This is a genomic window from Terriglobus sp. TAA 43 (genome assembly GCF_000800015.1).
Classification (GTDB): Bacteria; Acidobacteriota; Terriglobia; order Terriglobales; family Acidobacteriaceae; genus Terriglobus.
The window spans coordinates 562,102-575,506 of sequence record NZ_JUGR01000002.1 but is presented as its reverse complement, the minus strand read 5'-3'; the positions used below and the strand labels follow the sequence as shown (position 1 = coordinate 575,506).

The window sequence follows — 13,405 nt, the reverse complement described above, 5'->3', positions numbered from 1 at the left end:
GGTACAGGCTCTTTTCGTTTCTTTTTCTGTAACGCCTATAATCGCGAACACCGTCACAGGAGGCATGAACATGGGCACAACACGCCAGCGCAAGATTGTGATGATTGTGCTGGGTGTATTCCTTCTCCTCTTGTTTCTCGGTCTTGCCGCGCTCAATGCGTTCCGGCTGAGCTTTCTCACGCCGGATACGCTGGGCGGTATCTTTCTCTTTATCGCTGTCGCAGTTCTTGTTTTCCTGATCTTCCTTGCCATCCTCGTTTTGCTCATGCGCAACGTTCTGAAGTTGTACGCAGAGCAGCGCAGCCGTGTGTTGGGCGCACGTTTGCGAACGCGGATGCTGTTAGGTGCAGTGCTGCTCAGCTTGCTGCCGGTGGGCTGCATGTATGGCTTCAGCTACCTGTTGATGAACCGTGCTATCGAGCGCTGGTTTGCTCAGCCTTCGGACCATCTCCGGCAGGAGTCCATTGCTGTATCGCGTGATCTTTCCCGCTACATTGCTGCGAACGCACGGTCGGAGGCGGAAGAGATTGCCAGTGTCATCTCTGAAGCTGGACCTGATGTAACATCGGCGACGCTGCAACGCGCCATGCAAAGCCATGAGGTGTCGCTGCTCGGAGGATTCGCTCAGGTCTATAGCGGCGATGTGGTGGTGTCGCGTTTCCACACGCCACCCGATCCTGCGGTCCTGAGCGTGTTACAGCCACCCGATACGCTCCCTGCGGAAGACGAGGCGTTGAGTTCGCCTCTGCAGAAGCGTGACGGCGGTACGGTGAATGCCATGTTGCTGGCCGGTATCCGGCGCAACGATGAGCCAATTCTCACGGCAGGTGGCATTGATTACATCCTTGGCTCTGCGCACACGTCGTCGGGTCTCCTGGTGGTCTCAGGAGCGCCGCTGCCCAGCGGCATGACGGCGCATATCGCCACGTTGAATCGCGCGGGCCAGCAGTATTGGCAATTGTTCCGCATGCGTCAGCAGGTGCGCGCCACCTACATGATGTTGCTGATGATGATCACGGGCCTTGCGCTGTTCATCACCAGTTGGCTTGCGCTCCATCTCTCCAAGCAGGTAACGAAGCCCGTAGAAGCGCTGGCCGATGCTATGAGCGCCATTGCGCAGGGCAATTATCAGCAGCGCGTGGAAGCATCTGCCACCGAAGAGCTCGGCGACCTGGTACAGACCTTCAACACCATGGCCGACGATCTGGAGTCCAGCCGCCGCATGGTGGAGAAGACCACGCTGCAGATCTTTGAAGCCAACGTAGAAGTTGAGGCGAGGCGTCGCGAGCTGGAAACCATGCTGCAGACCATTCCTAACGGCGTGGTCATGCTGGATGTGGATCGTCGCATTCGCGTGGTGAATCGAGCCTTCAGCGAAATGCTGGACCCAGGCGGTCAACGCGCCTTCGTGGGATTGCTGCTGGACGAAGTGATTGCTCCAGAAAGTCTGGAAGTAATTGACCGCCTTTTGCGCCGCAGTCATCGCATGGGTTCTGCTTCGGCGGAGACGGAGATGCCCACGCACAACGGCATGTTGAACCTTGCCATAACCGCGGCAATCCTTGAAACCACCAGCGGAGGCACGCGTCTGCCCGCGGGCTACGTGTTGGTATTGGAAAACGCAACGGAACTTCTGCGCGCGCAGAAACAGTCTGCATGGAAAGAAGTGGCGCGCCGTGTTGCACACGAAATCAAAAACCCGCTCACTCCTATTTCATTGAATGCCGAACAGATTCGTCGCCACATCGTTCGTCTTGGCGATCTGTTGCAACAACATCAGTTGGAATCTCTTTCTGTCGGCACGATTCGCCGTTCCAGTGAAGTGATCAGCGCTTCGGTGGAGAGCATGCGCGGGCTTGTGGATCAGTTTTCATCGCTTGCCGAATTTCCCAATGCGCAACCGCGACCCGCGGACCTGAACACCATCCTTGAAAACACGCTCAGTCTGTTTGCGGGGCGACTTACCAACATCACAGTAGTGAAGTCATTACAGCCGCGTTTGCCACTCGTGATGGCCGATCCCGAAGCCATCAAGCGTGCGCTGTCCAACCTGATCGACAACGCTGCAGAAGCCATGACCGGCAGCCTGCTGCGTGAGATTCACATTGAGACGCGACGCAGTGAACAGTCGCAGGGTATGTTGGAGATTGTGGTAGCGGACACTGGTCCCGGCGTCACGGACGACATGCGCGAGCGGCTCTTCCTGCCGTATTTCTCCACCAAGCAGCGCGGCACAGGATTAGGTCTAACCATCGTGGCAAAGATCATGGCGGACCACCAGGGAACCATCCGCGCGGAAAAGAATTTGCCCACCGGAGCGCGTTTCCTGTTGGAACTTCCCATTGCCGCGCCCGTTGAGGGGAGTGGGCAGCACGACATTGCAACGACTTATGAATCCTCCGCATCGGAGTTCTCAAAGGCAGACACTAGGAATGCATCGGCATGACCCACATCCTTGTTGTTGATGATGAAGCGGAGATCCGCGAATCGCTCGAGACCATCCTGCGCGAGGAAGGCTACGTCGTCACTTCCAGCGGTACTGCCAAGGAATCGCTGGAACTGATCCGCGACGTGGAGTATGACGTGGTGTTGCTGGATATCTGGCTACCCGACGGCGATGGTTTGGAGGTGCTGGCGCGTATCCGCGAACTTGCACTCGCCGCGCCGCCGGAAGTGGTCATCATCTCCGGTCACGGAACCATTGAATCCGCAGTGCGAGCCACGAAGTTGGGCGCGTATGACTTTCTGGAAAAGCCGCTATCGCTCGATCGCACACTGCTCGTTCTGAAGAACGCAACCGAAGCACGCCGTCTTCGCCGGGACAACTCTGAGTTTCAGCAACAGCTTGCGCAGAAGGCGTATCTCACGGGCGAAAGCATTCCCATGAAGGCGCTGCGGCAGCAGATTCGCCTGATGGCTCCCACCAACGGTCGCGTGCTCATCTACGGTGAATCCGGCAGCGGTAAAGAGCGCATCGCACGCACCATGCATGCCGAGAGCTTGCGAGCGGACCGTCCCTTCATTGAACTGAATTGCGCAGCCATCCCAGAAGACTTCATTGAAAGTGAGCTCTTCGGCTATCGACACGGCGTTACTCCCGGCGGCCCTCCGGAGAAGCGCGGCACCTTCGAACGTGCGGATGGTGGCACGTTGTTTTTAGATGAAGTGGGTGACATGAGCCTGAAGACACAGGCGAAAGTGCTGCGAACACTGGATGAGCAGCGCTTCTATCCAGTGGGCGCATCGCAGCCCGTTCACGTCGATGTGCGTGTGATCGCCGCAACAAACAAGGATCTGGAAGACGAGATCGTGAAAGGAAATTTTCGCGAAGACCTTTTCTATCGTCTTAACGTCATCCCGTTTTATGTTCCTCCGCTTCGCGACCGCATGGAAGATATTCCATCGCTGGTGCAGGAATTCCTGAGCGAATTCGGCAGGGAGTATGGCCGTCCACGCATCGAGATTTCGCCCGACGCCATTGCTGCATTGAAGCAGTACGCGTGGCCGGGCAATGTTCGTGAACTGCGCAACGTGGTGGAGCGCGTGCTCATTCTAAATCCCAAGGCAATCCGCATCGAACGCAAGCATCTGCCTGCGCTGCTGTCGCGCGAGGGAACGGCGAAATCCAGAGTTGAAGATTTCGGCACACTGTTGCAGGCGCGTGAGGCTTATGAGCGTGACTACATCCTGAAAAAACTGGAAGAATGTCACGGCAACATAAGCCGCGCTGCGGAAGCACTCGGCCTGGAGCGCAGCCATCTCTATCGCAAGATGAAGGCGCTCGGCGTCACGATGAAGGAAGCGTAATGCGATAGCGAACGGTGCCTTCTTCCGCACCTTCGCCATCGAAGCGCATGCCACACTTCTCCATCACACGGATCGATTCCTGCATGGTTGGAAAGGTATGCGCAATGACGCTCTGCACGCCCTGCGCGGAAAATACCTGCAGCATCGCCAGCGTTGCTTCCGTGGCATAGCCATTGCGCTGCCACGGTTTCAGAATGGCGTACCCCGTCTCAGCTTCCTCTGCGCTGATCGGATATCCTCCCACTGTCCCAATCAAAGTCGGTTCAGGTAAGGGAAGCACTATGTAGCGACTCCATCCGATCGTTTCAGGGTGTTCCACAAACTGCTTGCGGAAGAAATCGAAGACGTGCGGTTCCCAGTTGCTGTCAGGCCACTCGGGCGGAACGCGTGCCTCAAGACGCGCAGCAAGATCGGCGTAGCTGGCAGTTTCCGCATCCAGTAGCTCGGGTGTAATAGCCACAAGGCGTAGCCGAGCCGTAAAAATGTCAGAGGTATTCAAGCGATTGTCTCCATCAAGATGGGTTGCAGACCAAGATCAGCGCATGCACCGCGAAGAAGCGGAGCGCGTGCGAAATCACTTAGCGGCAGGAGACAGTCATAGGCGCGGAGTCAGCATAGCAGAGAAGGAAGGTGCAGGGCGATGTTCAGCTAGCGGCATCGTAGGCTCTTCGTAGTCGCTCCAATGCCGTGCCCAGCTCTTTATCGTTGGTAACAGGGAAGAACTCCCATTTGTGGGTATTGCCAGCAATCGGTTTCTGCCGTCGCAGACCGATTGCGTTGGGGTTCTCAATAGCGCGTGTGGCCGGGAGCAAAGCGAAGATCGCGTCGTTGCGATACAGGCTCACCATGCCAAACATCTTGCCGCAACGCGTGCCCGGCCATGCCAGTACTTCGTTTTCCAGCATCACCGAACGGCGACGCATCTCATCGGAGACGCGCGGGAACTTAGGCCTCATTCTCTTTCTTAAGCGTCTGCGAAGCCTGCAACGATTCCAACTGACGCCGCCAATCCAACTCCTCTACAAAGCCCTTCTTTGAACGCCAGTCTTCCTTCACCTTCACAAACAGTTCCAGGAATACGCGAGTGCCCAGCAGGTCCTCGATCTCTTTGCGTGCTGCGGTGCCAATTTGCTTCAGCATGGCGCCCTGCTTGCCGATCAGGATCGCCTTCTGTCCGCTGCGCTCCACAAAGATGGCTGCCGCAATCTTCGTTACCGGCAGCTTCGGCTCTTCATCCTTCTTGGGCTTGCGCTGCGGCCCCGGCTCTTCCCACTTCTCCACTACAACAGCGGACGCGTAAGGCACTTCCTCGCCGGTGAAGAGCAGAATCTTTTCGCGGATTAGTTCCGCTGCCAGAAAGCGCATCGGCTGGTCGGTGAGCTGGTCTTCGGGGAAGTAGCGATTCGCTTCGGGTAGCTGCTCCACAATGCGACCCAGTAACGTATCCAGGCCATCCTTCTTCGCCGCTGAGATCAGTACTGTATCGGTGAAGGAAAACTTCGTAGTCCAGTGCGTGATGAGCGGAAGAAGGTCTTCACGCTTCACCAGGTCAATCTTGTTGAAGACAAGAATCACCGGGCATTCCACGTTGCGCAACATGCTCAACGCAAACGCATCTTCTGCCGCGCTCAGTGCTTTCTTGTCTTCAGAGGGAGTAGGAGACTTACCTTCCACACGCGGAGCCGGTTCATGAATGCGATGCGTCGCGTCCACCAGGAACAGCACCACGTCGCGGCTTTCCAACGCGTCGTGGACTTCCTGCATCATGCGGCGGTCAAGCTGTGTGCTGGGCTTGTGTACGCCCGGCGTATCCACCAGGACAATCTGTGCGGCGGGTAGAGCTGGGCGTGTCTTCGTTTTCGGCTGTGCCGGCTGTTCCAAAACCCCAAGAATACGTGTACGCGTGGTCTGCGCCTTATGTGTAACGATGGCCAGCTTCTCGCCAAGGAGAGCGTTGAGCAGCGTGGACTTGCCTGCGTTGGGGCGGCCGATGATGGAGACGAAACCTGCGCGAAATGCCATTCTGCTTAGTTTACGCGCTCTAGTTTTCGGTGGGGTCGTCAGGAGGCAGCAGGCTTACACGTACGCGCTTCACCAGCCGCGATGTCGCATTGACCACCTCCAGCCGCAAGCCATCCTCTTCCACCACTTCACCCGGATGCGGAATGTGTCCGGCCAGCTCCGAAACAAGGCCGCCCACGGTGCTGGCTTCCAAATCGGTGCGCAGGCGAAGTGGCTCGCGTTCGTCTTCCTCGGCATCTTTCTGCAGCAGATCGCGAAGCTTTGCAACATCCATGTTGCCGGGCACAATCCATGAGCCGTCTTCGTCCTCCAGCACCTCGGCATCTTCATCGTGCTCGTCTTCAATGTTGCCCACGATAGCTTCAATCAGGTCTTCAATGGTCACCAGGCCAGCGACTGAGCCGTATTCATCAATCACAATGCGCATGTGCTGTTTCTCGCTCTGCATCTCGCGCAACAGCTCGTTGACTTTCTTCGGCTCAGGCACAAACGCGGCAGGCCGCTGCATATCTCGCACCGTGCGGGTGTTCGCATCCACGTCGGTGATCTGCAACAGGTCATGCGCAAAGGCAATGCCAGTAATCTCATCGACGGTGTCGCGGTAGACCGGCACGCGCGAGAATGCATTTTCATTCAGCACAGCGGTGAACTCTGCCAGCGTCATGGTGTCCGGGACGGTGAACATCTCCGGTCGCGGCGTCATCACTTCGCGTACGACCAGGTCACCAAACTCCACCACACTGCGCACCAGCGCGCGGTCGCTCTCCTCCAGGATGCCTTCTTCCTCACCTGCTTCCAGCAGCGCATCCACGCCTTCGTCGGGATGGTCTTCCTCTTCCTCGTTATCCGGTTCTGCCAGTGCAACGATGGACTCCAGGAGCCCCAGCGTCAGCGTCAATGGCAGGATCAGGTAGAACAGCACCTGCAACGGAATGCGCGCAGTAGAAACCCATTCGCCACGCGTGCGCGCAAACAATACTTGCGGCAACATGCGATCAAACACGATGATGATCAGCGCAAGCTCTGCCACTGTCTCTGCATACGCAGGCCATCCTCCACCCACGCGCGCGCGATGCACACCAAGAATCAGCGCAAGCAGAGCCAGCGAACCCTGTCGAAGAATGGAAGCGGAGAGTGCAACCGAATCACGCGAAAGCCCCAACCGCGGTTCAATTCGTTCCGTCCATGCATCCAGATTTTCCTGGTATTCGCGCGCAAGGAACTTGCCCATCTCGCTGTACACGCGATCCGCGTACGACGACAGCGTAAGCACCGTCAGCAAAAGCAGGATGGAAAGCGTGAAAAGAAGTGGGCTCATCGCCACGTCCTCTTCGCTGGGCTCTTCTTTGGTGCAGCCTTCTTCGCCGTTGTCTTCTTCGCTTTTGCTGCGGTGCGTTTCTTCGGAGCAGACAGCGTGCGTTCAATCAATCCCGTGGGCAGTTTCAACTTCTCGCGCAATTCAGCTTCAAGCGCGCGCATCTCGCCCTTATCGGTTTCGTGGTCGTATCCGGCAAGATGCAGAACGCCATGCAGCATCAGCGTCCGCAGTTCATCTTCCAGCGAATGGCCATGTTCGTCGGCCTGCCGCTTCGCCGTCTCCAGCGAGATCGCGAGATCGCCAGCGTAGCCTTCTTCATTTTCAAAGGCGGGGAAGCTCAAAACGTCAGTGGGTTTGTTCTTGTGGCGGAAGCTGCGATTTAACTCTTTCAATCGCGCATCGTCCGCCAGCAGTACAGTCACTTCGCCATCCAGTTCGGCGGCTTTTTGTGCACGTTTCAGGAAACGTGAAAGTGTCGCCTTCTGCAGCGAAGGTTGTTTGCCATCAGTTCGACTCGGAGGTTCTGTAACGATCAATGCGCCTCGCGTACCTAGAGAAAAGAAACAGGAGAGGGAAGTCCCTCTCCTGTTTATGCTACCTGTTCTGATGCAAAGTTATTGCGTCTTGCGTACGGTCGGCTTCGTTTCTGTTGCCGGAACGTCGATGCCGCCTTCCAGGCCAAGCGAAAGCTGCTGCTCACGCTGATGTGTTTCGTATGCGCGAACAATGCGCTGCACAAGGTTGTGGCGCACCACATCCTTGTCTTCGAAGTGACAGAAGCCTACGCCCTCCACGCCTTCCAGCACGCCTAGAGCTTCCAGCAGACCGCTGCGTTTCGGATTCGGCAAGTCAATCTGCGTCAGGTCGCCCGTGATGACAGCCTTGCTGTTCATGCCCAGACGCGTTACGAACATCTTCATCTGTTCGTTGGTGGTGTTCTGCGCCTCGTCCATGATGATGAACGCGTTGGACAGCGTACGACCGCGCATGAAGGCTAGCGGAGCTACTTCAATGATGCCCTTCTCCAGCATCTTGTCCACGCGCTCTTTTTCCAGCAAGTCGTAGAGCGCGTCGTACAGCGGACGCAGGTACGGGTCGACTTTTTCCTGCAACGAACCGGGTAAGAAACCTAACCGTTCGCCTGCTTCCACTGCAGGACGCACCAGTACGATGCGTTCGACTTTCTTCGCCATCAACGCGCTTGCCGCCATCGCAACAGCGAGATACGTTTTACCCGTACCGGCAGGGCCAATGCCAAAGGTCATGTCGTTTTGTTCAATGGCCTCGACGTACTTCTTCTGATTGGCAGAACGCGGATTTACCATGCGCTTCACGCCATTGGCTGTACGTTGGCGGCCGCTATCCACAAGTTGTTTCAGTGTGGACGATGGATCAGCCACCGCAAGCTTTACCAGTGCATGGAGCTCAGGTCCGGCCAGCGTTACGCCGCTGCGGCGCAGAGCTTCAAAGTCCTTGAAGATGCGTTCCACCAGCGCCACGTGCTCGTCCGTTCCTTCCACAAGCAGGCCGTTCGATCGAAGGTCGATCGACACGCCCAGCTCCCTCTCCATCCACCGCAGGTTTTCGTCACGAAGCCCGAACAGGGCTTCCGTATGGGGCGTGATTTCGAGCAGGATCTTGGCCAATGTGCGCTATGCCTCCATAGGGCTGCTGTGCGTTGAATTTGCGTGCTGGAAATTAGATGCGGGAGAGACCTCGACGGACTGACTTCCACGCGCCACAGAGATGCGGCGTCGGGTGGAGCAGATCGAATTGGCGAGTATCACCAAATCAGTCGAAGTTGCGCTGAGAATAGCGCCGCGGAACAACATCGTCAAGCGAAGAAACGAGGAAAAAGAGGGCCGAAACCCGAAGGTTTCGGCCCGTCATAGTGAGGAGGTAGTGGTTTGTTAGAAGCTCAGGCGTCCTGAGAGCTGGATTTGACGTTGTGCTCCCAGACCGACCTGGTTGCCAACCGTGGAGGACAGCGTTCCGAAGTTGCTGCCTGCACCGTTTGCACCCGACAGGGCGAACGGTGTTCCAGGCTGCGCGCCGCCGGTTGCAGCGGACGGAATCACCTGTGCCAGACGAATGTTGCCGGGGTTGGCAAAGTTCGGGTGGTTCAGGATGTTGAAAGCATCCGCGACGAACTTGAACCGGAAGCGCTCCGTGAAGGCGAATTCCTTCTGGAGGCTCAGATCCAACTGCACCAGGCCGGGGCCGGTGACATCGTTACGGCGCTGATTACCGAAGCTGCCAGCAGCCGGCGTGGTGAAGGCTGCTGGGTTCAGGAACTGCGGACCCACCGTGGACACCTGATATGCACCGCGTCCGCCAACGTAGGGGTTCACGCCGGGTACGCGGTTCGGACGACGCACGTTACGGCTGTTACCGCCGCCCGGCACGTTCTGGACTGCCGTGGTCTGCACCACGTTGCCCACAAGGACGGGGTTCGCGAAGGTCTGGCCAGCATACGGCGTTCCGGCGTTGCCCACGTAGGCCACGTCAGGACGCGTGATTAGCACGTCGATCGGCACGCCCGTGCGGAAGTTGACGATGCTGCCAATCTGCCAGCCGCCAACAACCGTGTTACCGATGTTGCCCAGGTCGAACGTCTTACCCTTGCCTACCGGCACATCGAACAGCGCGGTTGCGTTCAGAGTGTCGCGGATGTCGTTGATGCCGCGGCCGTATTCAGGTGCCTGGCCATAGATCTGCAGAGGCGCCTGCGCAGTCGTGGCTTCGTTCGAACCCGACGACGTGCCCAGTTCCTTCGCCCAGGTGTACTGCAGGCCCAGCGACAGGCCGTTCGAGAAGCGGCGCTGCAGCGAGGTCTGCAACGAGTGGTACTGGTCCACACCGCCGCTGGTCTTGTAGTCGACTTCCGCAAAACGGTTGCCGAACTGACGGATTGCGGTACCCGCACCCGTTGTGGGGCTCGTCGTCACGCCGGTGATCAGGTTGGTGATGGAGCGTAGGAACAGGTTGCGTCCCGTCGATCCCACATAGCCAACCATGAACTGCATGTTGCCCGGCAGCTGCTGCTGAATGCTGGCCGTGTAGCTGGCCACCTTCTCCGGCACCTTGTAGGTGGGAGCATAGGCGCGCGGCTGATAACCCAGTGTCGGGCTGTTGATGTCGTAGTTCGCGTAGACGTCCGTCTGCGGATTGATCGGATAAACCTTGCCACTGGTCGCCGTACCGCCCGTGTTGGTAAACGTACGGGTCGCGCGGTCATTGGCTTCCGGCTGAATCTGATCTTCTGTCTGTCCGGGGCCGAAGTACCATCCACCACCAAGGCGAAGAACGGTCTTGTCATGCAGGCTGGCCGGAGCGTAGGTCAGGCCCAGGCGGGGCCCGAAGTTCTGCGTGCTGGAGTACCAATCGCCCTTGAAGCTGGGGTAGATGGTGCCTGCAACCATGTCGAAAACCACGTTCTTGTTGCGCACTTCATGCAACGGCGAATAGTACTCGTAGCGCAGACCATAGCTCAGCGTCAGGTTGGGCTTAATCTTCCACTCATCCTGTGCATAAGCGATGTAGTACGCCTGCTTCACCTGTGCGTTTCCGCTCAGGCCCGTGAACGGGCTCTTATCGCTCAGTGTGCCGTAGAACTGAATCTGATCCGGTACGTTGTTCGCGAAGTTCGTGAAGCTGTTGTAGGTGTACGTGGTGCCACCGATCTGGTCGTTGTACAGCGACAGCGGGCGGATCTCAAAACCAACCTTCGTGTTGTGGTTGCCGATCACGTAGCTGAAGTTGTCAATGTATGAGTAGCTCTGGCCCGTGTAGGGAGCGCCCGTGCCGTTAAACGACGACGACAGCGAAATCAGCGCGCCAACGTTGGTCAGACCGGCAATTGCGATACGCGAAGAGCTGAGATCCACACCACCGGTAGGACCGGCGACGCCCTTCACGCGCATCTTGATGCCGTTGTAGCCGAACTTGGTTTCGTTGAACATGCGCGGCGACAGCACCTGGTTCAACGCCAGCACGGCGTTCTGCGGTACTTCTACCTGGTTAAAGCGGCTCAGCGAAGCATCCTGCACCTGCGACGATACGCCCTGATCGCGGTTGTAGCGCGCATACAGGTTGAACCGGTCGTTGAAGTGATAGTCGAAGCGGATATGGCCGAAGTCTTCCTGGATGCGATTCTGGCCAATGCTGATAAGGCCGGATGCACCGTTGTTCGCGACGGGGAACGCGGCCAGCAGCGGCTGCAGTGCCGGGTTGGTTACCTGTGCACGCTGTGCAGCGCTCAGTGTCGTGGACGAATAGGGAACAGCCCAACCCTGACGCAGACCTTCGTAGACCGCCGCGAAGAACAGCTTGTCCTTGATGATGGGGCCGCCAACCGATCCGCCAAACTGGTTCAGGCGGAACTTCGGCGTGTTGTTGGCAGTGTTACGGCGGTTGAAGTAGTTACGCGCGTCGAAGAAGTCGTTACGCACATACTCAAACAAACTGCCGTGAAGAGCGTTGCCACCACTCTTGGTCACGAAGCTGATCTGGCCGCCCGTACCGGTACCCAGTTCCGCAGGGTAGTTCGACGAGTCAACGCGGAATTCCTGAACCGCTTCCAGTGACTGCTGCAGACGGAAGGTCGAGGTCAACTCGCCGTTCAGGTTGCCCGGAGACGTATCGATGATGCTCGTGGCTTCAATGCCGTCCAGACGGATGATGTTCTGTTCCACAGCGCGGCCGGAGAAGTGCATGTTGTCAAAGGTGCCGCTGCCCGTGTTGGTCGCACCCGGCGTCAACAGATACAGCTGCGAAATCTGGCGACCGTTGATCGGAAGGTTCTTGATTTCGCGCTCGGGAACGTTGCCGCCGATTTTCGCCGACGACGTATCCAGATCCACCACGCTGCCAGCGTTTACTGTGACAGACGTCTCTGCGCCAGCAACGCCTACGGAGAAGTTCTTCGTCACTTCCTGGCCCACGGCCAGAACCACGTTCTTCTGCTCATTGTTTGAGAAGCCGGCAGCCGTGATCAGGACGTCATAGGTTCCCGGTGGCAGGGATACTGCCACATACAGGCCGTCGCCGTTGGTGGTCACCAGGCGCTCTTGACCGGTACCAAGGTTGCGGATGCTTACCTGCGCATTGGAAACGGCAGCCCCGCTGGGATCGGTAACGGTACCTGTGAGCCTTGCCGTGGTGGTCTGTGCTCCAGCGGCTGCAGCGGAAAGACACGCAATCAGAGCGATGCGCGTGGGGACATGGAAAAACTTATCTGGCCTCATGCTTTCGAGGATTCTCTCCGCGCGTTGCCCAATGTTTACAGCAGGGTGAATGTACTGTTACAACCCGCGGATTATTGGGGAAATTTGAGCCAAATGTTCGTTCGGTAACAAAGTTTCCGCTAACTGAAACTCTGTCATTCGAACAGTCCGGAACCGGATGCGAACATAAAGATATGAGGGTCTTCCTGTTCGTCCTGATGGCCACGGTCTTTGAAGCGGTCGGCGACGCGGTCATCCGGATCGCGATTGCGGCGCCCAGGCCGTACATGCGCATTGGCTTTTATCTGCTTGGGACGGCGCTGCTGGCGCTTTATGGCACGTCGCTCAATTTGGCCCCGGTAGAGTTCGCCACCGTTACGGGTTTGTACATCGCGACTCTGTTCGTGGTCTTCCAGATTACGAATTACGTCCTGCTGCACACCGCGCCCACCCTGCCGGTAGTGGTGGGTGGATCGTTGATCGTGGCCGGTGGCTTGACGGTCTATTTATGGAAATAAGAGGGGAACCTCTTGCGTCAACGCCCAGAATCCGGTACCGTAGAAGGGTTGGAGAAACTGCGGCAGACCCGTGCTGTGGAGGCTCCCATCTTGCAGCCGGCCTGAAATGGTGACGGCGCGACCAGATTTCAGCCCTGACAAGCGGCAAACGGAAGAGAAAAGAATTCGATGGCAAATCACGTATCGTCCCTGAAGCGCTCCAAGCAGACCATTGCAAAGACTGCAGTCAATCGCTCCAACAAGACCAAGCTGCGCGGTTCGCTGCGCCAGCTGCGCGAGGCCCTCGTAAAGGGTGATGTCGAAGCTGTGAAGACACAGTACCGCGCAACCGTCTCCATCCTGGACAAGAGCGTCCAGAAGGGCGTGCTGCACGACAACACTGCATCGCGCTACAAGAGCCGCCTCAACGCTCGCGTGAAGGCTCTGGCCACCAAGGCTGCTTAAGCTCACACGAAAGTTTTCATCTCTCGCAAAAGGCACGGATGCTATCCGTGCCTTTTGCTTTTACACTCGTC

General features: G+C 57.6%; 11 protein-coding genes. 4 read left to right on the top strand and 7 right to left on the bottom strand.

Going from position 1 to position 13,405, the window contains the following annotated elements; translation table 11 throughout:
• Positions 1–70: 70 nt before the first annotated feature.
• Together M504_RS17030 and M504_RS17025 are read left to right on the top strand one after the other, a co-directional pair.
• Positions 71–2,446, top strand: a complete 2,376-nt coding sequence (locus tag M504_RS17030; protein ID WP_047496841.1) for a PAS domain-containing sensor histidine kinase — start codon at positions 71–73, stop codon at positions 2,444–2,446.
• Positions 2,443–3,807 carry a sigma-54 dependent transcriptional regulator gene (locus M504_RS17025; RefSeq protein WP_047496160.1) on the top strand — a complete coding sequence of 455 codons (1,365 nt, stop codon included), beginning with the start codon at positions 2,443–2,445 and terminating at the stop codon, positions 3,805–3,807. The genes M504_RS17030 and M504_RS17025 overlap by 4 nt, the downstream gene beginning before the upstream one ends.
• Here M504_RS17025 and M504_RS17020 read toward each other — a convergent pair.
• The 7 genes from M504_RS17020 to M504_RS16990 all read right to left on the bottom strand — a co-directional run bounded on the left by M504_RS17020 (position 3,788) and on the right by M504_RS16990 (position 12,393).
• Entirely contained in the window at positions 3,788–4,306 is a 519-nt protein-coding gene (locus tag M504_RS17020; RefSeq protein WP_052200969.1) for a GNAT family N-acetyltransferase, read from the bottom strand. The two genes, M504_RS17025 and M504_RS17020, sit on opposite strands and share 20 nt — an antisense overlap.
• A 145-nt stretch (positions 4,307–4,451) precedes the next feature.
• Positions 4,452–4,763, bottom strand: coding sequence for a hypothetical protein (locus M504_RS17015; protein ID WP_047496157.1), 312 nt, complete (start codon positions 4,761–4,763; stop codon positions 4,452–4,454).
• Positions 4,753–5,829, bottom strand: a complete 1,077-nt coding sequence (gene era, locus M504_RS17010; RefSeq protein WP_047496154.1) for a GTPase Era — start codon at positions 5,827–5,829, stop codon at positions 4,753–4,755. The genes M504_RS17015 and era overlap by 11 nt, the downstream gene beginning before the upstream one ends.
• A 19-nt stretch (positions 5,830–5,848) precedes the next feature.
• Complete coding sequence (locus M504_RS17005) at positions 5,849–7,147, bottom strand: hemolysin family protein (protein WP_047496151.1); 1,299 nt, start codon at positions 7,145–7,147, stop codon at positions 5,849–5,851.
• The gene (ybeY, locus tag M504_RS17000; protein ID WP_052200968.1) at positions 7,144–7,683 is read right to left on the bottom strand and encodes an rRNA maturation RNase YbeY; all 540 of its coding nucleotides are present in this window, start codon (positions 7,681–7,683) and stop codon (positions 7,144–7,146) included. Before ybeY ends, M504_RS17005 begins: the two co-directional genes overlap by 4 nt.
• A 78-nt stretch (positions 7,684–7,761) precedes the next feature.
• The gene (locus M504_RS16995) at positions 7,762–8,793 is read right to left on the bottom strand and encodes a PhoH family protein (RefSeq protein ID WP_047496148.1); all 1,032 of its coding nucleotides are present in this window, start codon (positions 8,791–8,793) and stop codon (positions 7,762–7,764) included.
• A gap of 264 nt (positions 8,794–9,057) precedes the next feature.
• The gene (locus M504_RS16990; RefSeq protein ID WP_047496146.1) at positions 9,058–12,393 is read right to left on the bottom strand and encodes a carboxypeptidase regulatory-like domain-containing protein; all 3,336 of its coding nucleotides are present in this window, start codon (positions 12,391–12,393) and stop codon (positions 9,058–9,060) included.
• Between the two features lie 173 nt (positions 12,394–12,566).
• Here M504_RS16990 and M504_RS16985 point away from each other — a divergent pair, with 173 nt between their 5' ends.
• Complete coding sequence (locus tag M504_RS16985) at positions 12,567–12,890, top strand: hypothetical protein (RefSeq protein WP_047496832.1); 324 nt, start codon at positions 12,567–12,569, stop codon at positions 12,888–12,890.
• Positions 12,891–13,058: 168 nt separating this feature from the next.
• Positions 13,059–13,334 carry a 30S ribosomal protein S20 gene (rpsT, locus tag M504_RS16980; protein ID WP_047496143.1) on the top strand — a complete coding sequence of 92 codons (276 nt, stop codon included), beginning with the start codon at positions 13,059–13,061 and terminating at the stop codon, positions 13,332–13,334.
• Positions 13,335–13,405: the final 71 nt, after the last annotated feature.

Bases quoted from the DNA above. Each gene is read 5' to 3' on its own strand.
- M504_RS17030 (WP_047496841.1), top strand. From the start codon at position 71: ATGGGCACAACACGCCAGCGCAAGATTGTGATGATTGTGCTGGGTGTA.
- M504_RS17025 (WP_047496160.1), top strand. From the start codon at position 2,443: ATGACCCACATCCTTGTTGTTGATGATGAAGCGGAGATCCGCGAATCG.
- M504_RS17015 (WP_047496157.1), bottom strand. From the start codon at position 4,763: ATGAGGCCTAAGTTCCCGCGCGTCTCCGATGAGATGCGTCGCCGTTCG.
- era (WP_047496154.1), bottom strand. From the start codon at position 5,829: ATGGCATTTCGCGCAGGTTTCGTCTCCATCATCGGCCGCCCCAACGCA.
- M504_RS17005 (WP_047496151.1), bottom strand. From the start codon at position 7,147: ATGAGCCCACTTCTTTTCACGCTTTCCATCCTGCTTTTGCTGACGGTG.
- M504_RS16990 (WP_047496146.1), bottom strand. From the start codon at position 12,393: ATGAGGCCAGATAAGTTTTTCCATGTCCCCACGCGCATCGCTCTGATT.
- M504_RS16985 (WP_047496832.1), top strand. From the start codon at position 12,567: ATGAGGGTCTTCCTGTTCGTCCTGATGGCCACGGTCTTTGAAGCGGTC.
- rpsT (WP_047496143.1), top strand. From the start codon at position 13,059: ATGGCAAATCACGTATCGTCCCTGAAGCGCTCCAAGCAGACCATTGCA.